The organism is Bradyrhizobium sp. LeoB3, from assembly GCF_055456055.1.
Map to the genome: position 1 here is coordinate 1 of NZ_JBVBEF010000060.1, position 23,358 is coordinate 23,358.

Consider the following 23,358-nt stretch of genomic DNA (forward strand, 5'->3'; position numbering starts at 1 on the left):
CGATCACCTTCAAAACCGGCCTTGAATACTTCCATGCCGTCGCAGTCGGATGGAGCCTCAGAGATCCGTGCATGCCCAACGCCTTCGCGGGGACGACACCGGTGGGCGTTGTTACAGTCGCGTAGGGTGGGCAAAGCGCAGCGTGCCCACCATCAAGAGCGATGCAAGAAGAGGTGGGCACGCGGAGCCTGTCATGGGGCGCGCGTTCGCGCGACCCGTTGGCTTTGCCCACCCTATAGCCCCGCCAGCGCTTCGCGTAACTGTCGCTTGATCACCTTGCCGTTGGCGTTGCGCGGCAACGGGTCGCGCGTGATCGCCATTGTTTCCGGCACCTTGTAGTCGGACAACCGCTCGGCGCACCAGGCGCGCAAAACTTCTACGCCAACCTCGTCGCGGGTCACCACCACCGCATGGACGCGCTCGCCCAGCACCGGACAGGGCTTGGCGATGATCGCGCTCTCCACGACTGCGGGATGGCCTGCCAGCACCGACTCGACTTCGGCGGAATAGATCTTCAGGCCGCCGCGGTTGATCATGTCCTTGGCGCGATCGAGCACACGGACAAAATCGCGCTCGTCGATTGAGCCGAGATCGCCGGAGTGCCAGAAGCCGGCGGTGAAGCTCTCCGCGGTCGCCTGCGGATTGTTCCAGTAGCCTTTGATGACCGAGCCGCTGCGGATCCAGATCTCGCCGATCTCGCCGCGCGGCAGCTCGCGGTGATTGCCGTCCATCACGATGATCTCCGCGCCGGGGCACGGCAGGCCGACGCTGTCGATATGCGCAGCCGTCAATTCGCCGGGCATCAGGGTCGAGGGCGATGTGGTCTCGGTGGCGCCGTAGCAGTTCGCGAGCTTCAGTCCGGGCGATTTCGCGTCCAATCGCTCGATCGTCGCGACCGGCATCGGGGCGCCGCCGAAGCCGCCGATGCGCCAACTCGAGAGATCGCAACTGTCGAAGTCCGGCTGCAGCAGGCAGAGATTGTACATCGCCGGCACCATCACGGTGTAGGTGACGCGCTCGCGGGAGGCGACCTTCAGATATTCCGCCGCCTTGAACTCGGGCATGATGATCAGCGCGCCGCCGCAGCAAGCCATGGTCGTGATATTGGCGACCGCGCCGGTGACATGCGCCAGCGGCACGGCCGCGATCGAGCGATCCACTGCTGTGAGCTTCAGGGCGGACACGAAAACCATCGAGGAATGGATGACGTTGCAATGCGCGAGCATCGCGCCTTTCGGCCGCCCCGTAGTGCCTGATGTGTAGAGGATCATCGCCGTATCCTCTTCGCCGACCATGGCGGGCGCTTCGGATGGCGCATTGTCCAGCAGTGCCGCGAATTGCGAGGTGCTGTCATCGCTGACCGAAATCCGATGCTCCAGCGCGGGGACATCGGCCGCCTCGGGCGCACGCGCGGCAAGGCTCGCCTCGTGGATCAGGAGCCTGGCGCCACAGTCACTCAAGACATAGGCGATCTCGGGCTTCTGCTGCCGCGTCGAGAGCAGCACGGTCACCAGGCCCGCATGCGCGGCGGCGAACAGCGTCAGTACGAATTCGATGCGATTGCCGAGCGCCACCGCGACACGATCGCCGGCGCGCAGGCCGAGCTTGTGCAATCCGGCCGCGACCTGCGCGGATTGCTGCACGACCTCGCGCCAGCTCATCCGCCTGTCGCCGCAGATCAGCGCCTCGCCGTCAGGGTTTCTTGCGGCGGCGTCCGATATCATTGCCCAGATGCTGTTCGGGCGCTCGCAAAACACCGGCACGACGCGGTCGCCGAAGCGCGCCTCAAGCCGCATGTCCGGAATCGGATGCCCCGACCAGTCCATCTGGCTAGCTCTTTTTCATGTCGTAGACATGCTCGGGCCCGGGGAATTTGCGCGTGCGGACGTCGGCGGCATAGCCTTCGATGGCCGCTTCGATCGAGGGCCCGAGATTGCCGTAGCGGCGGACGAATTTCGGGGTGCGCGGCGACAGTCCGAGCATGTCCTCGAGCACCAGCACCTGGCCGTCGCAGGCGGCGCTTGCGCCGATGCCGATGGTGGGAATGGCGATCTCCTGCGTGATCTTGCGCGCGAGGGGCTCGGCCACTGCCTCGATCACGACCGAGAACGCACCGGCTTCCGCGATCGCCTTGGCGTCGTTCTCGATTGGCGCCCAGCCTTTCTCGTCACGCCCCTGCGCGCGAAACGAGCCGAGCGTGTTGATCGATTGCGGCGTCAGCCCGATATGGCCCATCACGGGAATGCCGCGCTCGGTCAGGAACGCCACGATCTCGGCCATGCGGGCGCCGCCTTCGAGCTTCACCGCGCCGCACTCGGTCTCCTTCAAGATCCGCACCGCGGAATGAAACGCCTGCTCCTTTGACGCCTCATAGGAGCCGAACGGCATGTCCACCACGACAAGCGCGCGCTCGGAGCCGCGCATCACAGCGCGCCCCTGCAGGATCATCATCTCCAGCGTGACGGGCACAGTAGTCTCGAGCCCATGCATGACGTTGCCGAGAGAATCGCCGACCAGGATGACGTCGCAGTAGCGGTCGACCAGCGCCGCGGTATGCGCGTGATACGACGTCAGCATCACAATCGGCTCGCCGTTCTTGCGGGCACGGATATCGGGTGCGGTCTTGCGCTTGATGGCTGATTGTACGGACATTGTTAAGCTCCAACGACGGGAACGCCAATCACGACCGGATGGAACGCGAAGGCCAGTGCGACATAGGCAATGACGCCGACTGCGACCGCGATCGCATCATTGCCGGCACCGCCGACCGGAATCGGCGGGCCGCCGGCGTCAGTGCGATGTTTCAGCGAGATCCGGTCAAACACCGCCCAGGCCAGGAACGAGCCGAACAGGATGATCGAGCCGAGATCGCCATTGGCGAGCAGATGCGCCGCCGCCCATAATTTGATGCCGGCGAGCATCGGATGTTTCAGCGTCGCGTAGATGCGGCCGCGGATGTAGGAGGCCACCACCAGGATCACGGCGGGCAGCATCAGCGCGATCGTGATGTGCTTCAGGAATGTCGGCGGATACCAGACGTCAATCCAACCCGTCGCGCGATAACGGGCAAATCCCCAGATGATCAGCGCGAGCCCGACCGCGGAGACCACCGAATAGGCGATCTTGTAGCCCCCTTCGCCCATCGCATCGATGCAGCGCGCGCGCAAGCCGCGCTGGGTCGTGAGCGCGTGGACGGCGAAGAACAGGATCAGTCCCAGGATCATCACCAGCAGTCCCACGATGTCCCTCCCTCGGCGTGGTGCGGTTATTGAGCCTCGCGTATCATTTTAGCCGCATGGAGTGCAATGCGCCAAAATGGGCGAGCCCTTGGCATCGACCCTCCGCGCGTCATACGCGGGCTTGACCCGCGTATCCATCTTCCGCGCAGCGGACAATGATGATTCTCTTGAGGGATGGATTGCCCGGTCAAGCCCGGCAATGACGACGGTCAGGGGCTTACGGCTTCTCCGCCTGCTTGCCCAATTCGCGGTTGTCGACATAGCGGATCGCGATCGGGCGGCCGGCGAGCGCGCCGCCGAGGCCGCTAGTGAATTTGAGCGGCAGGCAGCCTTTCAGCGAGGCGTCGATCGCGTTCAGGTAGGTGGTGCGGGTATCCGCGGGAACGCCTGAGGTGGCGAACGTCATGCGCGGCGCTCCGATCATCTCGCCGGATCGCTTGAAGCTGAAACGGACCGACATCTGCATGCCCTCACGCCCGTCATCGGCCGGCGGCGGCGTCCAACAGGAGCGCAGCGCCTGGAAGAGATCGCCGATGGTATCGAGATCGTGATCAGGCTTCTTGTATTTGGCCGCCTGATCCTGCGGCGGCACCGTCATGATCGTGAGCTGCAGGTTCTCGCCATAGGGGTAGTTCATCTCGGGGATGCACGGCCAAGTGCTAAACACGCCGCAATAGGACGGCGTGCAGGGTCCTTCCTCCAACACGCTGCAGGGCGTATGCGCGAACGGCACGGGGTTGATCTGGTGCCGAAGCCGCTCGGCGGCATGGCCAGCGGAAATTCCGAAGACGACGAGGGCGATGCAGATCACGACGCGTCGCAGCATGAGAGAAGCCCTTTGGATGCCGCCTCGATGAAAATGAGGGGCGCGAGGGACGTCATCAAGCTGGCACGCGTTCACTTCCTTGCGTGCGCGGCCTGGTTCCACACATACCGCCGTCGTCCCGGCCTCGAGCCGGGACCCATAACCACAGGCCATAGTTGTGTGGCGTGAAGGGTGGTAGCTTCATCTCAACAACTGCGCCCTGTGGTTATGGGTGCCCGCGTTCGCGGGGACGACGCCGGTATGCGTTGTTGCGGATGAAGGATGCGACGCCGCCCCTACCCCTTCCGCTTGACGTCCTTGACGTTGGAGAAGGTGATGCCCTCGGCGCGTTCCTGGGTGTAGCCGAGATAGAACTCGTTCCTGGCCATGAACACGGGATCGCCGTCGACATCGTCGGCGATGGCGGAATTGTTGGCGGCGACGAAGGTGTCCAGCTTCTTGCGGTCGTCGGAGGAGATCCAGCGCGCGAGCTGGAATTCGGACACTTCGAATTCCACGGGCAGCGAGTATTCGGCATCCAGCCGTGCCTTCAGCACGTCGAGCTGCAGCGGACCGACCACGCCGACCAGGGCCGGAGCGCCGTCGCGCGGGCGGAACACCTGCACGACGCCCTCCTCCGACATCTGCTGCAAGGCTTCCTTCAATTTCTTCGCCTTCATCGCGTCCGTCAGCCGCACGCGGCGGACGATTTCCGGCGCGAAGCTCGGCACGCCGACGAAGGTCAATTCCTCGCCTTCGGTGAGCGTATCGCCGATCCGCAGCGTGCCGTGATTGGGAATGCCGACGACGTCGCCGGCGAAAGCTTCGTCCGCCACCGAACGGTCCTGGGCGAAGAAGAATTGCGGGCTCGACAGGCTCATATTCTTGCCGGTGCGCACCAGCTTGGCCTTCATGCCGCGGCTGAGCTTGCCCGAACAGAGCCGCGCGAACGCGATGCGGTCGCGGTGGTTCGGATCCATGTTGGCCTGGATCTTGAACACGAAGGCGCTCATGCGCGGCTCCGATGCCTCGACCTTGCGCAGGTCGGAATCCTGCGCGCGAGGCGCCGGCGCGAACTGACCGAGACCTTCCAGGAGGTCGCCGACGCCGAAATTGCGCAGCGCGCTGCCGAAATAGACCGGCGTCAGATGGCCCTCGCGGAACGCGTCGAGCTCGAACGGCTTGCAGGCTTCCGACACCAGCGCGAGCTCGTCCTTGATCTCGGCGACGTCGAGGTTGGGATTGCGGCTGGCGAGATCGGCGATGTCGATCTGCTCGGCCTGCCCGGTCTTGGCGCCGCCGCCCTCGAGCAGCCGCACGCCGCCGTTCCTGACGTCATAGGTGCCCATAAAATCGCGGCCGCGACCGACCGGCCAGGTCATCGGCGTGGTGTCAAGCGCCAGCGTCTTTTCGATCTCGTCCAGGAGGTCGAAAGTGTCGCGGCTCTCGCGGTCCATCTTGTTGATGAAGGTGATGATCGGGATGTCGCGCAGACGGCACACTTCGAACAGTTTTCGCGTGCGGGCTTCGATACCCTTGGCGGCGTCGATCACCATCACCGCGGAGTCGACTGCGGTCAGCGTCCGATAGGTGTCTTCCGAAAAGTCCTCATGGCCCGGCGTGTCCAGGAGGTTGAACACGTGGTCCTGGAACTCGAAGGTCATCACCGAGGTGACCACCGAGATGCCGCGCTCGCGCTCGATCTTCATCCAGTCGGAACGCGTGTTCCGCCGTTCGCCCTTGGCCTTGACCTGGCCGGCGAGATTGATGGCGCCGCCGAACAAGAGGAGCTTTTCGGTCAGCGTGGTCTTGCCGGCGTCCGGGTGCGAGATGATCGCAAACGTACGCCGCCGCGCCACTTCATCGGCAAGCGGGGAACGAGACGGCGATTCGGCTGTCAGGGCAAGGTCGGACATGGCGGGAGCGTTTGGCAGGGAAACCAGTGTCAATCAAGCCTATATGGTGATTGCGGAGCGCCAAAGCCAGCCCCATATTCGCGTACGGGAAGGACGACCTTCTTGTTCGCGATAATAGCCGCGGGGACGACCCTGCCTTATCAAGGAGGGTCGTCATGGCCTGGACTATCTTGCTCATCGCCGGTCTGATGGAGATCGGTTGGGCGATCGGGCTCAAATATACCGAAGGTTTCACAAGGCTCGTTCCATCGGCGCTGACGCTTTTGAGCATGGTCGGCAGCATCGTCCTGCTCGGGCTCGCGCTGAAGACGCTGCCGATCGGAACCGCCTATGCTGTGTGGACCGGCATCGGCGCGGTCGGAACGGCGATGCTCGGCATCGTCCTGTTCGGCGAACCGGCCACCGCGCTTCGGCTGTCGAGCATCGGGCTGATCGTGGCCGGCATTGTCGGCCTCAAGCTTGTGACCTGATCAGCGCAGCGCCAACACCACCCAATAGGTAACGGCCGCAACCGCCGCCGCGGCCGGGATGGTGATGACCCAGGCATAGACGATCGAGCTTGCGACATTCCAGCGCACCGCCGACATCCGGCGCGCCGCACCGACGCCGACGATGGCGCCGGTGATGGTGTGGGTGGTGGAAACGGGAACGCCGAGGAAGGTCGCCATGAACAGGGTCGCCGCCCCGCCGGTCTCCGCGCAGAAACCCTGCATCGGCGTCAGCTTCGTGATGCGCAGGCCCATGGTACGGACGATGCGCCAGCCGCCCATCAGGGTGCCCATCGCCATCGCCGCCTGACAGGCCACCACCACCCAAAATGGAATGTGAAACTCCTCGCCAAGATGCCCCTGCGAATACAGCAGCACGCCGATGATGCCCATGGTCTTCTGCGCGTCGTTGCCGCCATGGCCGAGCGAATAGAGCGAGGCGGAGACGAATTGCAGGGTACGGAAGGCGCGGTCGACGGCGAACGGCGTCGACCGCACCGAGAGCCAGGACACGATCGCAACCAGCACCAAGGCCAGCAGGAAGCCGATCAGCGGCGACAGCACGATTGCGAGCAGCGTCTTGGAGAGCCCGCTCCACACCGCCGCCGAGATCCCCGCCTTCGCCATGCCGCCACCAATCAGGCCGCCGATCAGGGCATGCGAGCTCGACGAGGGAATGCCGAGCGCCCAGGTGATCACGTTCCAGACGATGGCGCCGACCAGCGCGGCGAAGATCACGGTCACATCGACGACCTCGGGCTCGATGATCCCGGTGCCGATGGTGTTGGCGACATGCAGTCCGAATACGGTGAAGGCGACGAAGTTGAAGAACGCCGCCCAGAACACCGCGTACTGCGGCCGCAGCACGCGCGTCGAGACGATGGTCGCGATCGAATTCGCGGCATCGTGCAGGCCGTTCAGGAAATCGAACAGCAGGGCGACCGCGATCAGGATCACCAGGATCGGAAGACCAAGCGTGGCGTCCACTGAACCGCCCTACTTTATTTTCTTGAGCATGATCTGCGCGCAAACGCTGCGCGTTTGTCGCGGAGAAAACCGGTGCCCACTTTTCGGGATCATGCTCAGACCTGTTCGATCACGATCGAGTTGATCTCGTTGGCGACGTCGTCGAAGCGGTCGGCGACTTTTTCGAGGTGATCGTAGATCTCGGCACCGACGATGAAATCCATCGTGTTGGCGTCGCGGTGCTTGAGATAGAGCTCCTTCAGCCCGATGTCGTGGAGATCGTCGACCCGGCCCTCGAGCTTGGTCAGTTCCTCGGTGATCTGCGTCAGCATCGCGACGTTGCTGCCGATCGACTGCAACAGCGGCAGCGCGCGCCCGACCAGGTCGGCGCATTCGACGATCAGAGTACCCATTTCGCGCATCGGCGGCTCGAACGCGCGCACCTCAAACAGCACCACCGCCTTGGCGGTCTGCTGCATCTGGTCGACGGCATCGTCCATGGCCGTGATCAGGTTCTTGATGTCGCCGCGGTCGAACGGGGTGATGAAGGTGCGGCGGACGGCCGTCAGAACCTCGCGGGTGATGTTGTCGGCGTCGTTCTCGAACTGGTTGACGCGCTGGCAGTGGACCGGCGTCTCGTCCCCACCCTTCAGCATGTCCTGCAGCGCCATCGCGCACTGGACCGCGGTCTTGGCATGCCGGGCGAACAGGTCGAAAAACCGCTCCTCCTTGGGCAAAAAGCTTCGAAACCAGCGCAGCATAGGCTCAAAATCCATCCTTCCGGAGGACGCTCCGGGATCACCTGTCACAAAACTGTCATAGAACATTTTGTGCAGGGACGGCCAGCGCTCCGCCGACGGAACCGGGTCATCCACCGCTTTGTAGGTAGTGGCCCCGGTGTTTCCGACGGCCCAACGCAACGGTATGGCGTTGGGCTCCAATCGAGCGGGCCGGCCGATGGTCCTACAGCGACCGCCTGAGCAAACGCGCGACCTCGCCGATGATGCCGCGGCGGAAGGTCAGCACGCAGGCGACGAAGATGACGCCCTGGATCACGGTCACCCACTGGCCGTAACCGGCCAGATATTGCTGCATGGCAATGATGATGAAGGCGCCGACCACGGGACCAAAGATGGTGCCGAGGCCGCCGACCAGCGTCATCAGCACGATCTCGCCGGACATCGACCAATGCACGTCGGTCAGCGAGGCGTTCTGGGCCACGAACACCTTGAGCGAGCCGGCAAAGCCCGCCAGCGTGCCAGACAGGATGAAGGCGAGCAGCTTGTACTGGTCGGTCTTGTAGCCGAGTGAGATCGCACGCGGCTCGTTCTCGCGGATCGACTTCAGCACCTCGCCGAAGGGCGAGTTGATGGTGCGGTAGATCAGGAGGAAGCCGCCGAGGAAGCCGGCGAGCACGACGTAATAAAGCACCGTCGGCTTGGCGAGGTTGAAGACGCCGAACAGAAAGCCCTGCGGAATGCCCTGGATGCCGTCTTCGCCATGGGTGAACGGCGCCTGCAGGTAGATGAAGTAGAGGAGCTGGGACAGCGCCAGCGTGATCATCGAGAAGTAGATGCCCTGCCGGCGGATCGAGATGTACCCGGTGACGACGGCAAGCCCGCAGGCCGCGGCCGTGCCGATGATGATGCCGAGCTCCGGCGGCAGCGCCCACACCTTCAGCGCATGCGCCGAGACGTAGCCGGCGGTGCCCAGGAACATCGCGTGGCCGAACGACAGCAGGCCGCCATAGCCGACCAAGAGGTTGAAGGCGCAGGCGAGCAGCGCAAAGCACAGCGCCTGCATCACGAAGAACGGATAGATGCCGGTGAGCGGCACGATGGCCAGCAACACCGCCATCACGGCGAAGGCGACCATCTCGTCACGCATCGCGCGCGGCGTCACCGGCAGGGTATCGTCGGTAAGTGCTGACATATCAGGCCGCCCGTCCAGTCAGTCCCGTCGGCTTCACAAGCAGGACCAGCACCATCAAAACGAACACGACGGTGTTGGAAGCCTCGGGGTAGAAATACTTGGTCAGTCCCTCGATCACGCCGAGCGCAAAACCGGTGATGATCGATCCCATGATCGATCCCATACCGCCGATCACCACCACCGCGAACACGACAATGATGAGGTCGGCGCCCATCAGCGGCCGGACCTGGTTAATCGGTGCCGACAGCACGCCCGCGAGCGCCGCAAGCCCGACGCCGAGGCCGTAGGTGAGCGTGATCATCCTCGGCACGTTGATGCCGAACGCGCGTACCAGCGTCGGATTTTCGGTCGCAGCGCGCAAGTAGGCGCCGAGCTGCGTCTTCTCGATCAGGAACCAGGTGGCCAGGCATATCACCAGCGAGAACACGACCACCCAGCCGCGATAGATCGGCAGGAACATGAAGCCGAGATTGATGCCGCCGCGGAGCGCGTCGGGAATCTGGTACGGCAGGCCGGAGGAGCCGAAATAGTTCTGGAAGATGCCCTGGATGATCAGCGCGATGCCGAAGGTCAAGAGCAGGCCATAGACATGGTCGAGCCCGGAGAGCCATTGCAGCATGGTCCGCTCCAGGATCATGCCGAAGATGCCGACCACGATGGGCGCGATGAGCAGCGCCCACCAATAGTTGATGCCGGCGATGTTGAGCAGGAAATAGGCGCAGAAGGCGCCCATCATGTAGAGCGCGCCATGGGCGAAATTGATGATGTTGAGCATGCCGAAGATCACGGCAAGCCCCAGGCTGAGCAGCGCGTAAAACGAGCCGTTGATCAGTCCCACAAGTAGCTGTGCGTAGAGAGCCTGCATCGCGTTGGCCTTCGCCCCCCTCCCCCCAAATGGAGCCCGCCGGCTTCACCGCCGGCGGGCGATGATAGTTACTTCTTGAGCAGCGCGCACTTGCTTTCGGAAAGCGGCGTGAACGCCTGGTCGGCCGGAACGGTGGCGACCAGCTTGTAGAAATCCCAGGGCCCCTTGGATTCCGAAGGCTTCTTCACCTCGAACAGGTACGCCGGATGGATGGCGCGGCCGTTCGGCTGGATTTCGCCCTTGCCAAACAGATCGTCCTCGGTCGGGATCGACTTCATCTTCTCCACGACCTTGGCGCCGTCATGCGGATTCCCGCCAAGCGCCTCGAGCGCCTTGAAATAGTGACGCAGGCCCGCATAGACGCCGGCCTGGACCATGGACGGCATGGCGTGGTTCTTCGAACGCTCGCCGAAACGCTTGGCGAACGTCCGGGTCTGGTCGTTCATGTCCCAATAGAAGGTCTCGGTGAAGTTCAGGCCTTGCGCGACATCGAGCCCGAGCGCCTTGACGTCGGTGAGGAACAACAGCAGCGCCGCCAGCTTCTGGCCGCCGGAGACGATGCCGAACTCAGCCGCCTGCTTGATCGAGTTGGTGGTGTCGCCGCCCGCATTGGCAAGGCCGATGATCTTGGCCTTGGACGATTGCGCCTGCAGCAGGAAGGACGAGAAGTCCGAGGTGTTGAGCGGATGCTTGACGCTGCCGAGCACCTTGCCGCCATTGGCGGTGATGACGGCCGTCGTGTCGCGCTCCAGCGCGGCGCCGAAGGCGTAGTCGGCGGTGAGGAAGAACCAGGTGTCACCGCCGGATTTCACCAGCGCCTGTCCGGTGGAATGCGCCAGCATGTAAGTGTCGTAGGTCCAATGCACCGTGTTCGGCGTGCACTGCGCGTTGGTCAGGTCCGAGGTCGCCGCGCCGGAGTTGATGTAGACGCCGTTCTTCTCCTTGACGACATTGTTGACGGCAAGCGCCACGCCGGAATTGGGCACGTCGACGATGATGTCGACCTTGTCGACGTCGAACCACTGCCGCGCAATGGTGGAGCCGATGTCGGGCTTGTTCTGGTGATCCCCGGAAATGACGTCGATCTTCCAGCCCTTGGCGAGAAGCCCGGAGTCCTCAACCGCCATCTGCGCCGCAAGCGTCGAGCCGGGCCCGCCGAGATCTGAATAGAGCCCGGACTGGTCGGAGAGCGCACCGATCTTGACGGTCTTGTCCTGCGCAAGCGCGAGGCCAGCCGTAGCGAACGTCAGGGCGGTGCCAAGCAGCAACGCCGAAATCCTGTTCTTCATATTATTGTGGTCCTTCTTGCTTTTCTTGAGGTCGGCAATTCAGACGCCGAGATAAGTGTGGAGCTTGTCCATGTTGGCGGAGAGCTCCGAATTGGCAAAGCCGTCGATCACCTTGCCGTGCTCGACGATGTAATAGCGGTCAGCGACCGTCGATGCGAAACGGAAATTCTGCTCGACCAGCAGAATGGTAAAGCCTTCCGATTTGAGCCGCGCAATAGTGTGGCCGATCTGCTGGATGATGACCGGCGCGAGCCCCTCGGTCGGTTCATCCAGCATCAGGAAACGTGCGCCGGTGCGCAGGATGCGCGCGATCGCGAGCATCTGCTGCTCGCCGCCGGACAGCTTGGTGCCCTGGCTGGTAAGGCGCTCCTTCAAATTCGGAAACAGATCGAAGATCTGGTCGAGCGACAGGCCCCCGGGGCGCACGGTCGGCGGCAGCAGCAGGTTTTCGCGCACGTCCAGGCTCGAGAAAATGCCACGCTCCTCCGGACAGAAAGCGATGCCCATCCGCGCGATCCTGTCGGAGGACGCGCGGATGATCTCCTGATTCTCGAAGCGGATCGAACCGGAGCGCTTGCCGATGATTCCCATCACCGACTTCAGCGTGGTGGTCTTGCCGGCGCCGTTGCGCCCGAGCAGCGTGACCACCTCACCGGCATTCACTTGAAAATTGATGCCGTGCAGGATGTGGGACTCGCCGTACCAGGCCTGGAGGTCCTTCACAGCCAACACCGGCGCGGCCGCAGGCTTTGCGGCCGGAGCTTCAGCCATTTTCAGCTCAGGCATGACCGGCTCCCAGATAGGCTTCCTTCACGCGCTCGTCCTTGGAGAGGTCGGCATAATGGCCCTCCGCGAGCACCTGCCCTCGCGTCAACACGGTGATGATGTCGGAAAGATTCGCCACCACCGATAGGTTATGTTCGACCATCAGGATGGTGTATTTCGCGGAGATGCGCTTGATCAAGGCGGCAATCTTGTCGATGTCCTCATGGCCCATGCCGGCCATCGGCTCGTCCAGCAACATCATCTCCGGGTCGAGCGCGATCGTCGTTGCAATCTCCAGGGCGCGCTTGCGGCCATAGGGCATCTCGACGGCGGGAATGTTGGCGAACTCGCTCAGGCCGACATCGTCGAGCAGCTCCAGCGCGCGGGCGTTGTAGCGGTCGAGCACGCTTTTCGAGCGCCAGAAATCGAAGGAATTGCCGTGTTGGCGCTGCAAAGCGACGCGAACATTCTCCAGCGCCGTCAGATGCGGGAAAACCGCTGAAATCTGAAACGAGCGCACCAATCCGAGACGCGCGACATCGGCCGGTGGCATCGCGGTGATGTCCTGCCCCTTATATGCAATCCGGCCGGCAGACGGCTTTAGGAATTTTGTCAGGAGGTTGAAGCACGTCGTCTTGCCGGCCCCGTTGGGCCCGATCAACGCATGGATGCTGCCGCGACGCACTTTCAATGCGACGTCGCGTACGGCAAAGAAACCCGCGAATTCCTTGGTCAATCCGTGGGTCTCGAGGATGAACTCGTCGGCCAAACAATTTCCCCCGTCGGCCTCGCTGCGATTGTGAGCGCGGCCAATCTTTTCCTGATCCGGTTGGTTTTCCGCGACCCCGGAAAACCATCCCGGACCGCCGCCTCCGGCGGCGGAATATGCCGATGCGACAAGGGTTAGGCAAGGTGGAAAGCAGAGCACTGTGGACGCACCCGTACCGGTTCCGCCTGCTCCAATAGTCCAATTGCGGCCACGCCCGATTTATCGCTTCGGAAAGTCGCCATTAACGGTGTTTTGGTGCGCAGCCAAGCCTTCATAGAATATTTCCCGGTCAAGCCGATGCTCCGGCCATCTGGTCCTGGGACGGATTTTCGACCTTGGAATTCGAGAGCGCCAATTCATCGATCATTAAATCGATCCGGCAGCGCGATCTGCTGAACACCTGGCTCAGGCTTTATGCCCGTGACCAATCGACGCCCCGCGTCGATGAATATGAGCCGGAACGATTAGAGGATGAGAGGCTCGACCTCGTCCACTACGCGGTCGAAGCCGAACCGCAGCCGCCGCGATTGACGATCCAGAGCGAGGGCACGCGGATGGCGCATGCCTACGGGCACACCGGAAAGGGCCGCGCTCTCGACGACTATCTGGGCCCGCGCCTCGCACCGATCATTATGCCAGTCTACCACGAATGCATCGCCCGCGGCCTGCCGGTCTACACGATCGCACATGTCGACGACATCTATGGACGGCCGGTCGCCTATGAGCGGCTGCTCCTGCCATTTGGGGAAGGCGGCCGGATCAGCCGCATCATCGCCTCGCTCAAGACGATCTGCGAAGACGGCCATTTCGAGATCAAGAACCTGATGCGCGGCGGCGACAAGCTGCCGGCGCCAAAGCTGTGCGCGGTCATCGATCGCGATCTCTTCCACCGCACCCCCGGCCGCCTCGCAGCCGCCGACGTGCTCGAATTCGATTAGGGCGGCACGCATAAACGCCGGCGTCTGCTTTGAGACGCAAACCGGAAACCGTTCGCTCGCTCTGAACCTTGCCGCTTTGACGCGAAACGGAAGTCACACCGTCGCCTATCGAATCGCTTGTTCAACCAGCCAACGCGCAGCTTTCGCTACCGCTGAGATCGAGTCCGTCGGGGGCGCGCCTACTGAGGCGGAGACTTCAGAAGCGCGCGGATCTTGTCAGCGTCCGCGGGCGTTGCAGGATTGTAGATCACCATATTGAGGTCGGGCCGGCCATCGACGGCGAAAGCAGAAAACTCCATCGAGAGCGGTCCGGCGATGGGATGATGCAGGACTTTCACGCCATCGCCATGCCCCTGCACGTCGTTGTCACGCCACATTGCCGCGAATTCGGGGCTTGTCGCGGAGAGTTCATCGATCAGCGATTGCACATTGCGCGCGGCACCGGCGCGCGCCACATCCGCGCGGAAGGACGCCACAACATAGCGCGCAACACTTTGCCAGTTGGACTGCGCTGCGCGCACGCGGCTATCGCGGAACATCAAGCGCAGGACATTGCGCTGCCCATCCGGCAGTTTGCTGTAGTCGGTGAGGACCGTCGCGGCGGCCCTGTTCCACGCGATCAAATCCCATGTCGCCGTGCGAATGAAAGCGGGACTGCATTCCAGCGTGTCGAGCACGCGTTGCAGACGGGGTGAGATACCTTCGGGCGCATGATAGCGGACTTCGGGTGGCCGGCCCAGGCCGAGCAGAAACAGATGTTCGCGCTCGACGTCGGTCAGCATCATGGCGCGAGCAATGCGATCCAGCACATCAGCGGAAGGCGCGCCGCCGCGCCCCTGCTCCAGCCAAGTGTACCATGTGGCGCTCACATTCGCCCGCTGCGCCACTTCTTCGCGCCGAAGTCCCGGCGTTCGCCGCCGCTTTAGCGGAAAGCCGAATGCCGTAGGATCGAGCTTAGCGCGACGATCCTTGAGATAAGCCCCGAGCGAGTTCGCGTCTGTCATCCTGTTAGCGATTATACCTGTATAATCTCACTACTTTACCCGAATGATCAGCTTAGCAATATCCCGGCATTCTGAACAGGGAGTGCCTCTCATGCGCGTATTTGTCACCGGCGCCGCCGGATTTATCGGCACCGAAACTACAAAAGAACTCATCGCAAACGGGCACCAGGTTGTCGGCCTCGCGCGCTCCGAAGCGAACGTCGGGACGCTCGAGAAACTAGGCGCGGAAGTTCATCGCGGCTCGCTGCAGGACCACGAAAGCCTGAAGCGCGGCGCAAGGGATTCGGACGGCGTGATCCATCTGGCCTTCATCCATGATTTCACGAAATTCGCGGAGAATGGCGCAATCGACAAGGCCGCCATCGAAGCAATGGGCGACGTACTGGCAGGGACGAACAAGCCTTTCATCGTGACCTCGGGAACGGGCCTCATCGCGCCAGGTGTGGTGATCACCGAAGATATGCGGCGCGATTCCAGCCCGCATGTTCCGCGCGTGTCCGAGCAGGCCGGTTTGGCCTATGCGTCGCGCGGCGTGCGCGCGATGGCGATACGCCTGCCGCAAGTGCATGGCGCCGACGGAAAAGCTGGGCTGATCACTTATCTGCTCGAGCTCGCGCGTCAAAAAGGCGCCGCCGCCTATGTCGGCGAAGGCGCCGAACGCTGGGCTGCGGCGCATAGGCAGGATGTCGCCCGCTTATACCGGCTTGCGCTGGAGAAGGGCGCGGTAGACGGAATTTACCACGCTGTTGGCGAAGAAGGCGTACCCATGCGCCAAGTCATCGAAGTGATCGGCCGCGCGTTGAATGTGCCGGTTGTTTCGATCAAGAAAGAAGAGGCGGCCGATTATTACGGGCCACTGGCAATGTTCGCCGGTTTGGACATGCCGGCCTCCAGCGCGTTGACGCAGCAACGGTTGGGCTGGACGCCCACGGGGGCTAACTTGATCGCCGACATCGGCCAGCCGGGTTACTTCAAGGTTTGAGCGATCCGAGAGGTTTTTCGAACACAAGCTCGAATACCAGCGCCCTAGCGTCCGCCGGCCGATTGACGCAAATACTTCGCTCTGCAAACCTCGCCCCCTTCGCGAGATCGGAGGGCGCGAGCGTGCTGCGTAGAGCGACACCGGAGCGACTGAGCACGTTCTCGGACGGCGTGTTCGCCGTGCTCATCACAGTGCTGGTCTTGGAATTGAGACCGCCAGAGCGGCCCACTTTCGAGGCGTTGCTGGCTCTCTGGCCGACGTGGCTAAGCTATGCCGTCAGTTACCTCTTCATCGCCATTGTCTGGGCCAATCACCACTACCTGATGCGCTACGCCGATGAGGCCACGCCGAGCCTATTGTGGTTCAATTTCGCGCACCTGTTTTCGATGTCGCTGCTTCCCCTCTCCACTGCCTGGATGGCAGTGAGCAAACTCGCGCCGCAGCCGGTGGCCTTCTACGCGGCCGTGTTCTTCGTGGTGAACGCGACCTATATCGCGCTGATCTGGGAGCTGATCGATCGAACGCCCGACGGGAAGATCCCGCCAAAGGTACGCAGGATCATGCTCGTGCGGTCGCTGGCGACATTGTGCCTCTTCGGTGTGGCGACCGTTGTGGCGTTGAGATATCCGCTCGTCGGCCTTGGACTCTGCATCTGCTGCCTCATCGGTTATCTCAGTCCAGAACCGCCTTGGGCTCAGCAGCAGCGCGATGGAACCGCGGACTCACAAATCGACAACGACATCGCCGATCGGTCGTGAGCAGCAAACCAGAACGTTGCCGTCAGCAGGCTTATCGAGCGGTTCCGGTCCATAGGCGACCGCGCCTGAAACCAGGCCGCTTTCACAGTTATGACAAACACCGGTCCGGCACGACCAACGAACCGGCACGTTGCACGCCTCGGCCAGCTCCAAGATGCTCTGATACGCCGACGCTTTCCAGTGTGCGGCAACGCCGCTTCGCGCGAACGATACCAGCGGACCGGTGTTGGCGTCGTCCTCCGGTGGATGAGGTGCACGCATCGGTGCGCCGACGATGCCGGGAGTCATCGACTCGCTGCCATTGAAAATTTCGACGTGAAGGCGCTCCGGCGGCACGCCAAACGACGCGAGCGCGGTTTTCATGTCCGCCATGAAGCGGGTCGGGCCGCAGAGGTAGACATCCGCCTCTCGCGGAACGCCGACCTCGTCAAAGACCGATTGCGACAGATGACCGGTCGCGTCGAAGTCCTCGCCGATCTTATCGCCCGAGTCCGGCCTGCTGTAGCAGACATAGCTGCGGCCGCGGGTGAGCCCGAGCATGAGGCGACGGACTTCGGCGGCAAATGGATGATGCTGTCGGTCGCGAGCCGCGTGCAGCCACACGACTTGCCGTGTCGAGCGGGCCTCCGCCAGCGCGTGCAGCATCGCCAGAACAGGCGTCGCTCCGATTCCCGCACTGAGCAACACCACGGGCCGCTCCCCGGACTGCAGAATGAAGCTTCCACGCGGCGAGCTGACGTCGAGAACATCGCCCACCTGGAGATGCTTCCGCAGGTAGGTTCCGGCCACCCCATTCGGCTCGATCTTTACGCTGATCCGATAGCACTCCGTCGAGAGAGGACCCGAGAGGGAGTAGCTGCGAAAGAGTGGCGGGCCGTCGGTCGGTCGGAGACGTAAGACGAGGTACTGACCTGGCAAGGCCGGTTGCAGCGGCTGACCATCCGGATCCTGCATCGACAGCGAGAGGACGTCCGCGGACTCCTGGTCGATCGCCGCCACGGCGAGTGGCCGAAATCCTGGTGCAACCGGATGCAAAGCTGCTGCCGGCGCGAGCCCCGCGTTTCCGCTCCCCGCAGCAGTCGTTTGGTTCTGCAGCAATGCCTCAAACGACGATCGCCATCCAGGCGAAAGCGCCTCGATGCGCAAGGCGCGCTCCAATCGGTCACGCGCGTGATCGGGCGAATAGAGCAGCGCATTGATCTCGGCGACGGTCATTCGCTCGTTCGCCTCGCCCACCTTCACGATTTCGTCGCCGGCGCCCACCTCCCCTTCCCTTAGGACGCGGAAATAGAACCCCGGCCGTCCGCTGGATGTCAGCAATGCCGGCATCCGTGGCTCGTTCATCCGAATGCCCACGCGATAACAGGTCACGCGAGGCTGTGTGACCTCGAACAGCGCAGTGCCGATCTGATAGCGATCGCCGATGCACACGGCGTCGTCAGGCAACCCGTCGATCGTGAAATTCTCGCCGAACTGTCCGTGGACGAAGTCGGTCCGGTTCAGTTGATCCTGCCAATGGCGATACGACTCGATCTGGTAGACGAAGACGGCTCGCTGCTCACCTCCGTGGCCGGCCAGGTCCCCTTGACCGTCTCCGTCCAGATTCATCCGGCCTGCCCGACAGCGGCCGCGCACCGAATTTTTCCAGATCCCGGTGTGTACAGTGCGCCCCTTCCACGCGATATCGCGCGGAAGCCCGACGTTCACCGATAGCAACCGCGCCATGTCCTGCTCCGCTTTTGTGGGGACCGGAAGTTTCCTAGCCGCTCTCAGCCGCGGGGCCGCTATCGGGTGACCGCTGATGCCCATTTGCAGGGCGAACCACCTCGGCGAGGTCGAGGTTGCGATCGGGGCCATGCGGGACCACCGTCTGACCCGGCTCAAGATGGAGCTGGGTGCCATCGAGAAGGACCGTGACGAGATCAGGTTCGAACGACACCAGGTTGGAGATGCGGCGCACCTCGGGATAGGCATCAGGATAGAACCAGGCCGCCTGGCGTGCGTCACCGATGCTGTAGTAGCTGCACAGTCCTTTGTACGGGCAGAAGGTCTGGAGTTTCACCGGAGCGAGAGCGGCCTCATCGATATCAGCGCGTGGAACGTACCAGCGCGGCGCGAAGCCGGACTCGTAGAGGACCAGCGGCCGCTTGGTGTCGGCGATGATCCGTTCACCATGGCGGACCACGAGGTTACGCGAGGCCTGGCGAATGTCGATGCGGTGGTAGGGGTCAGCGGCATGGCCGAGGATTCTTTCGTCTTCTTCGTAGAATGCATCCATGGCCCGCCAGGCGAATGCGACGCGCGCCTGCAGTTCGCCCGCATAAGCGGGCAGACCAGTGTGCTGCCACGCCCCTCGCGGTGCAATGTGTTCTTCGTCCGCCCGGACGCTGTACCAGGACGTGGGCCCCAGATCGGGATGCTCCGTGGTATGCTCGGTGCGCTCCAGGACGTGTGGAGAAACATCGCTCTCCGGGAAGTAGGCGACCGGATAGCGGCCCGGTTCGAAGAGCAAGAGGACATGCTCGCTGTCAGCGATCCAGATTTCCCCGAAGCGCACGCGCATGCGCCGGCGCAAACGCTCTACGTATAACAATCGCTTCGGCAGCGGTTCGGGCACGAGGAACCGGCCAAATGCTCCCGTTGAGAGCGGACCTTGTTGCCAGGACAGTCCCACTGCTCTCTCCCTCAAGGGTTGATGATCGAGGCCGGTTGACGTCCGGAAGTATATCTACCCTGGAACGGAGACCTGCAGCAAGGTTCCATGAGCCTCCTGCCGATCAAGGCGACGGCTCACTGGCAATCTTCAGTATCGCCTTCATGTTGGGATGGAAGCGGCAGTAGTAGTCGACCGTGCCCGCCTTCTTCAGGACGTAAGTCACGGCCTTCCTCGACGGTATCGTCACGTCGAAATCGCCGTTCTTCGCGGTCGCGGTGTGCGCGACCACGTCCTTGTTCACCCATTCGATGGTATCGCCGAGCTTGGCCGTGGCCTCGGCCGGCGAGACCACCAGATTCTCCATCACGATCGTGATCGTCGCGGCATGCGCTGGGACCGCCATCGCCGCAAGGGAAAGCACGCCGGCGATCAGACAGAGGCGTCCGGGCTGCATGGGCAGCTCCCCTACAAGGTTATTTCAGCTCTGCGGCGACATGCTCGGCGTGCTGCTCGTGGCCCTGAAAGATCTTCAGGCCGGTCTGCAGCAAGCTCTTCAGTTCGGGGTTGCTGGCCGATGGGATCAACTTTGTTTCCAGCGCGCTGTCGACGGTCTTGTGATAGGCGACCTCGTTGGCGATGTAGGCCTTGTCGAAGGCGGCGCCGTGGAGCTTGCCGAGCTCGGCGAGCTTGTCGGCCGCCTGCTTCGACAATGCCTTGCTGGTGTCGTTGTCTTCGGGCGTGACCTTGAGCTTCTTGACGAGGTCGAGCGCTTGCTTGTTCACGGCCTCATGGTCGCGCACCATGTCTTCCGCGAACGCCTTGACGTCCTTGTTGCTGGCCTTCGTCAGCGCCTGCTTGGCCGCCGCGATGTCGATATTGCCGGCGGTGTACGCGATGTGGGCGATCTGTGGATCGGTGAGCTTGCTTTCGGCAAGCGCTGGGCTGCTCAACAACATCACCGCGGCGATCGCCGCTCCCAATTGAGCGAACATATCTGGTCCTCCTGTGGCGCCTCGGGTTCCCGACGGCGCATTTCGCTTGCACAGGAGTTGGATGGCGATCGGTGGGCGAGGTTCCCAAAATTCTTCAGATGTAGTCGAGCCGTTGCAGCACGGCTTCGGTCAGCCGGTCGCAGCGGCGGCCGGCGAACGGGAACATCTCCATGATGACAGGACCAATCTTCTTCTCGACATTGTCGCGCAGCATGGCGCGGGCGCGGTGCAGCCGCGTCTTCACCGTCTCAGGCCTCAGGTCAAGAAGCTCGGCGGTCTCCTCGACATTCATGCCCTCAACCACGCGCGTGATGAAGACGAGGCGAAACGCCTCCGGCAGTTCGTCGATGGCGGCCTCGACAACTCTGTGGATTTCGCGCTGAGCCATGGATTTTTCAGGATCGTCTGCAGTGGACATCAGGGGGAACTGGATGATCTGCGCTTCCAGCGCGCCTTGCGGCAGTGACGAAATTTCGACCCCGGGCCGCTCGCGGCGCAGCCGTCCCAGCGCCTCGTTCATCGTGATCCGCGACAGCCATGTTGACAGGCTGGACTCGCCGCGGAAATCGGCAAGATGCGTGAAGGCCCGGACATAGGTTTCCTGGACGACGTCCTCGGCCTCGCTGTCGTTGCGCAGGATGCCGCGCGCCAGCCGATAGAGCCTGCGATTGTTGGCTTTAAGGATGGCGCGAACGGCGGCCTCGTCGCGCGCCAATGCGCGCTTGACGAGTTCGACATCGCCGGACGCAGCCGGCGCAGACTTGGGTGTGGTGGCCGATTGCATGGCGTTCTCGCCTTCATTCCAGCGGATACCAGAATTAGATGCGGCCGAGGCGCAGAGGTTCCGGAAAATCGCCCCCGCCCTACCCCTTGCGGCCGCGCGACTTCACTTCCTTGGCGTAGACCTCCTCCTTGAAGCCGACTAGGAGCCTGCCGCCGAGGTCCAGCACCGGCCGTTTGATCATCGACGGCTGCGCCGCCATCAGCGCCAGGGCCTTGCGCTCGTTCAGGCCTTCCTTGTCGTCGTCGGGCAATTTCTTGAATGTGGTGCCCGCCCGGTTGAGCAGCGTTTCCCAGCCGACCTCGTCGCTCCATTGCTTCAGCTTGTCCTTGGCGATGCCGGCCGCCTTGTAGTCGTGGAAATCATAGGCAACGCCATGGCCGTCGAGCCAGGCGCGCGCCTTCTTCATGGTGTCGCAGTTCTTGATGCCGTAGATGGTGATGCTCAAAGCCATTCCTCGCATGCGTTGCCGCGAGAAAGTAGCTTCGCAATGGCTGTTGCGCCAGATTAGGTACCCACCCCTCCTGTGAATTCCCGGGAGTCTTTGTTTGGAACATGATCTCCGCGCAAACGCTGCGGGTTTGTCGCGAGGGAAAACCGGATTCCACTTTTCCGGATCATGCTCTAGCGTCCATATCGCGTGAAGACGAAATCGTGATCCTTCGCATGGGCTTCGTGGCAGGCGAAGCAGGTCCTGTGCTGGGCCTCGTCCACGGGCTTGCCGTCGATGAACCGGCCAAAGCCCCAGCCGCCGGTGGAGGCGTATTTGGCGGAGTCCTTGACCATGATCTGGACGGTCGTGGGCGAGCCGGTGATGAAGGCGCCGTCGAGGCCTTCGACCGGGACATGCTTCCAGGCTAGCTTGACGAAGGTCGTGCCGTCCGGAAACGGCAGCGTGCCACCCTTGCTGGCCTTGACCGCGGTGGCATTGCCGAGGACGCCCCGCAGTTCATCGAGGCCGACCTCCTGTCCGACCGCGATCAGCTTCCAGTCGCGATAGCCTTCGGGAATCCTGACACCGAAGATCGGCGACGCCCCATCGTCGGCAAGGCTGACGGCGAAGGGCACCGCCGTCGTGGCGCACGCCACCATGAGGGCCGCCAGGGCCCATTTCAGATTCTGTCGCATCAGTTTGATACCGTGTTGCTGTTCGATCAGGCGTTATCGACATCGATGACGGCCTGCGCGAAGGCCTGCGGGGCCTCCTGCGGCAGATTGTGGCCGATGCCGCCGGTGATGAGGCGGTGCTCGTACTTGCCGGAGAATTTTTTGGCGTAGGCGCTCGGCTCCGGATGCGGCGCGCCGTTGGCATCGCCTTCCATGGTGATGGTCGGCACCGTGATAACCGGGAATGTCGCGAGCTTCTTCTCCAGATCGTCGTATTTCGCTTCGCCTTGGGCGAGGTCGAGCCGCCAGCGGTAGTTATGGATGACGATGCGGACGTGATCGGAATTGTCGAAGGCGGCCGCGCTACGCTCGAAGGTGGCGCCGTCGAAATTCCACTTCGGCGAAGCGAGCTGCCAGATCAGCCTGGCGAAGTCGTGCCGGTACTTGTCGTAGCCCTGCTGCCCGCGCTCGGTGGCAAAATAGAACTGGTACCACCATTGCAGTTCAGCATTCGGCGGCAGCGGCATCTTGCCGGCCTCCTGGCTGCCGATCAGGTAGCCGCTGACGGAGACCATCGCCTTGCAGCGCTCGGGCCAGAGCGCGGCGATGATGTTGGCCGTGCGCGCGCCCCAGTCGTAGCCGGCAAGCGTCGCCTTCTCGATCTTGAGCGCATCCATCAGCGCGACGATGTCGACCGCGAGCGCCGCCGGCTGGCCGTTTCGCAACGTCGCATCGGACAGGAAACGCGTGGGGCCGTAGCCGCGCAGATAAGGGATGATCACGCGATAGCCGGCGGATGCCAGTAGCGGCGCGACGTCGACATAGCTGTAGATGTCGTAAGGCCAGCCGTGCAGCAGGATCACCACGGGACCACCAGCAGGCCCTGCCTCGGCATAGCTGACATTGAGGAGGCCGGCGTCGATCTGCTTCAACGGGCCGAACGACGTATGCGCCCCCGGCCGCGCGGGCAGCGCCACCTTCTTGGCGCCCTGCGCATAGGCGGATCCGATCAGGCCGAACTGAGCGGCGGCGAAGGTTCCGGCGGCAACGCCGAAGAAGCGGCGGCGGCTCTGGTTGATATCCTGGGACATGGCGATCTCCGTTTC

General features: G+C 62.9%; 25 protein-coding genes. 4 read left to right on the plus strand and 21 right to left on the minus strand.

Annotation, left to right across the window (positions count from 1 at the left end; translation table 11 throughout):
* Positions 1 to 233: 233 nt before the first annotated feature.
* From ACZXDY_RS29975 to ACZXDY_RS29995, 5 genes are all read right to left on the minus strand, one after another.
* The gene (locus ACZXDY_RS29975; protein ID WP_464347990.1) at positions 234 to 1,826 is read right to left on the minus strand and encodes a class I adenylate-forming enzyme family protein; all 1,593 of its coding nucleotides are present in this window, start codon (positions 1,824 to 1,826) and stop codon (positions 234 to 236) included.
* A gap of 4 nt (positions 1,827 to 1,830) precedes the next feature.
* On the minus strand, positions 1,831 to 2,652 hold the full coding sequence (gene panB, locus ACZXDY_RS29980) for a 3-methyl-2-oxobutanoate hydroxymethyltransferase (RefSeq protein ID WP_464347991.1): 822 nt from the start codon (positions 2,650 to 2,652) through the stop codon (positions 1,831 to 1,833).
* A 2-nt stretch (positions 2,653 to 2,654) separates the two neighbouring features.
* A complete protein-coding gene (locus ACZXDY_RS29985) occupies positions 2,655 to 3,239 on the minus strand; it encodes an NnrU family protein (RefSeq protein WP_464347992.1) in 585 nt (194 codons plus the stop codon).
* A 217-nt stretch (positions 3,240 to 3,456) separates the two neighbouring features.
* A complete protein-coding gene (locus ACZXDY_RS29990; RefSeq protein WP_464347993.1) occupies positions 3,457 to 4,065 on the minus strand; it encodes a hypothetical protein in 609 nt (202 codons plus the stop codon).
* Positions 4,066 to 4,340: 275 nt separating this feature from the next.
* A complete protein-coding gene (locus tag ACZXDY_RS29995; RefSeq protein ID WP_028166038.1) occupies positions 4,341 to 5,960 on the minus strand; it encodes a peptide chain release factor 3 in 1,620 nt (539 codons plus the stop codon).
* A 155-nt stretch (positions 5,961 to 6,115) separates the two neighbouring features.
* On the opposite strand from ACZXDY_RS29995, the gene sugE reads away from it, so the two are divergent.
* A complete protein-coding gene (gene sugE / locus ACZXDY_RS30000; RefSeq protein WP_028166037.1) occupies positions 6,116 to 6,430 on the plus strand; it encodes a quaternary ammonium compound efflux SMR transporter SugE in 315 nt (104 codons plus the stop codon).
* On the opposite strand, the gene ACZXDY_RS30005 is transcribed toward sugE, so the two are convergent.
* The 7 genes from ACZXDY_RS30005 to ACZXDY_RS30035 all read right to left on the minus strand — a co-directional run bounded on the left by ACZXDY_RS30005 (position 6,431) and on the right by ACZXDY_RS30035 (position 13,034).
* Positions 6,431 to 7,435 carry an anion permease gene (locus ACZXDY_RS30005; RefSeq protein WP_464347994.1) on the minus strand — a complete coding sequence of 335 codons (1,005 nt, stop codon included), beginning with the start codon at positions 7,433 to 7,435 and terminating at the stop codon, positions 6,431 to 6,433.
* A 95-nt stretch (positions 7,436 to 7,530) separates the two neighbouring features.
* Positions 7,531 to 8,175 carry a DUF47 domain-containing protein gene (locus ACZXDY_RS30010; protein WP_028166035.1) on the minus strand — a complete coding sequence of 215 codons (645 nt, stop codon included), beginning with the start codon at positions 8,173 to 8,175 and terminating at the stop codon, positions 7,531 to 7,533.
* A 202-nt stretch (positions 8,176 to 8,377) separates the two neighbouring features.
* Complete coding sequence (locus ACZXDY_RS30015) at positions 8,378 to 9,346, minus strand: branched-chain amino acid ABC transporter permease (RefSeq protein WP_464347995.1); 969 nt, start codon at positions 9,344 to 9,346, stop codon at positions 8,378 to 8,380.
* Position 9,347: 1 nt separating this feature from the next.
* Positions 9,348 to 10,211: a branched-chain amino acid ABC transporter permease gene (locus ACZXDY_RS30020; protein ID WP_028166033.1), complete on the minus strand. Its 864-nt coding sequence runs from the start codon at positions 10,209 to 10,211 to the stop codon at positions 9,348 to 9,350.
* Between the two features lie 68 nt (positions 10,212 to 10,279).
* Positions 10,280 to 11,500: an ABC transporter substrate-binding protein gene (locus tag ACZXDY_RS30025; RefSeq protein ID WP_464347996.1), complete on the minus strand. Its 1,221-nt coding sequence runs from the start codon at positions 11,498 to 11,500 to the stop codon at positions 10,280 to 10,282.
* A gap of 39 nt (positions 11,501 to 11,539) precedes the next feature.
* Positions 11,540 to 12,286, minus strand: a complete 747-nt coding sequence (locus ACZXDY_RS30030; RefSeq protein WP_028166031.1) for an ABC transporter ATP-binding protein — start codon at positions 12,284 to 12,286, stop codon at positions 11,540 to 11,542.
* On the minus strand, positions 12,279 to 13,034 hold the full coding sequence (locus ACZXDY_RS30035) for an ABC transporter ATP-binding protein (protein ID WP_028166030.1): 756 nt from the start codon (positions 13,032 to 13,034) through the stop codon (positions 12,279 to 12,281). Before ACZXDY_RS30035 ends, ACZXDY_RS30030 begins: the two co-directional genes overlap by 8 nt.
* Before the next feature lie 335 nt (positions 13,035 to 13,369).
* Between ACZXDY_RS30035 and ACZXDY_RS30040 the strand changes: the two genes are divergently transcribed.
* Positions 13,370 to 13,972 carry a PAS domain-containing protein gene (locus ACZXDY_RS30040; RefSeq protein WP_028166029.1) on the plus strand — a complete coding sequence of 201 codons (603 nt, stop codon included), beginning with the start codon at positions 13,370 to 13,372 and terminating at the stop codon, positions 13,970 to 13,972.
* Positions 13,973 to 14,151: 179 nt separating this feature from the next.
* Here the strand turns inward: ACZXDY_RS30040 and ACZXDY_RS30045 are convergent, their stop codons facing one another.
* Complete coding sequence (locus tag ACZXDY_RS30045) at positions 14,152 to 14,976, minus strand: helix-turn-helix transcriptional regulator (protein WP_035691062.1); 825 nt, start codon at positions 14,974 to 14,976, stop codon at positions 14,152 to 14,154.
* A gap of 91 nt (positions 14,977 to 15,067) precedes the next feature.
* Between ACZXDY_RS30045 and ACZXDY_RS30050 the strand changes: the two genes are divergently transcribed.
* Positions 15,068 to 15,958, plus strand: a complete 891-nt coding sequence (locus ACZXDY_RS30050) for an SDR family oxidoreductase (RefSeq protein WP_464347997.1) — start codon at positions 15,068 to 15,070, stop codon at positions 15,956 to 15,958.
* Between the two features lie 122 nt (positions 15,959 to 16,080).
* Positions 16,081 to 16,716: a TMEM175 family protein gene (locus ACZXDY_RS30055; protein ID WP_063623405.1), complete on the plus strand. Its 636-nt coding sequence runs from the start codon at positions 16,081 to 16,083 to the stop codon at positions 16,714 to 16,716.
* Here ACZXDY_RS30055 and ACZXDY_RS30060 read toward each other — a convergent pair.
* From ACZXDY_RS30060 to ACZXDY_RS30095, 8 genes are all read right to left on the minus strand, one after another.
* Positions 16,681 to 18,441 carry an MOSC domain-containing protein gene (locus ACZXDY_RS30060; protein ID WP_464347998.1) on the minus strand — a complete coding sequence of 587 codons (1,761 nt, stop codon included), beginning with the start codon at positions 18,439 to 18,441 and terminating at the stop codon, positions 16,681 to 16,683. The two genes, ACZXDY_RS30055 and ACZXDY_RS30060, sit on opposite strands and share 36 nt — an antisense overlap.
* Positions 18,442 to 18,475: 34 nt before the next feature.
* Positions 18,476 to 19,390 (minus strand): DUF427 domain-containing protein, encoded by a 915-nt coding sequence (locus ACZXDY_RS30065; protein WP_464347999.1) that lies wholly within the window; start codon positions 19,388 to 19,390, stop codon positions 18,476 to 18,478.
* 103 nt (positions 19,391 to 19,493) lie between these two features.
* A complete protein-coding gene (locus ACZXDY_RS30070; RefSeq protein WP_464348000.1) occupies positions 19,494 to 19,826 on the minus strand; it encodes a cupredoxin domain-containing protein in 333 nt (110 codons plus the stop codon).
* 19 nt (positions 19,827 to 19,845) lie between these two features.
* Complete coding sequence (locus ACZXDY_RS30075; RefSeq protein ID WP_464348001.1) at positions 19,846 to 20,364, minus strand: DUF4142 domain-containing protein; 519 nt, start codon at positions 20,362 to 20,364, stop codon at positions 19,846 to 19,848.
* Between the two features lie 94 nt (positions 20,365 to 20,458).
* Entirely contained in the window at positions 20,459 to 21,148 is a 690-nt protein-coding gene (locus ACZXDY_RS30080; RefSeq protein WP_464348002.1) for an RNA polymerase sigma factor, read from the minus strand.
* A 79-nt stretch (positions 21,149 to 21,227) separates the two neighbouring features.
* The gene (locus tag ACZXDY_RS30085) at positions 21,228 to 21,599 is read right to left on the minus strand and encodes an ArsC family reductase (RefSeq protein WP_464348003.1); all 372 of its coding nucleotides are present in this window, start codon (positions 21,597 to 21,599) and stop codon (positions 21,228 to 21,230) included.
* A gap of 170 nt (positions 21,600 to 21,769) precedes the next feature.
* A complete protein-coding gene (locus ACZXDY_RS30090; protein ID WP_464348004.1) occupies positions 21,770 to 22,273 on the minus strand; it encodes a cytochrome P460 family protein in 504 nt (167 codons plus the stop codon).
* Between the two features lie 26 nt (positions 22,274 to 22,299).
* Positions 22,300 to 23,343, minus strand: coding sequence for an alpha/beta fold hydrolase (locus ACZXDY_RS30095; RefSeq protein ID WP_464348005.1), 1,044 nt, complete (start codon positions 23,341 to 23,343; stop codon positions 22,300 to 22,302).
* Between the last annotated feature and the right edge of the window lie 15 nt (positions 23,344 to 23,358).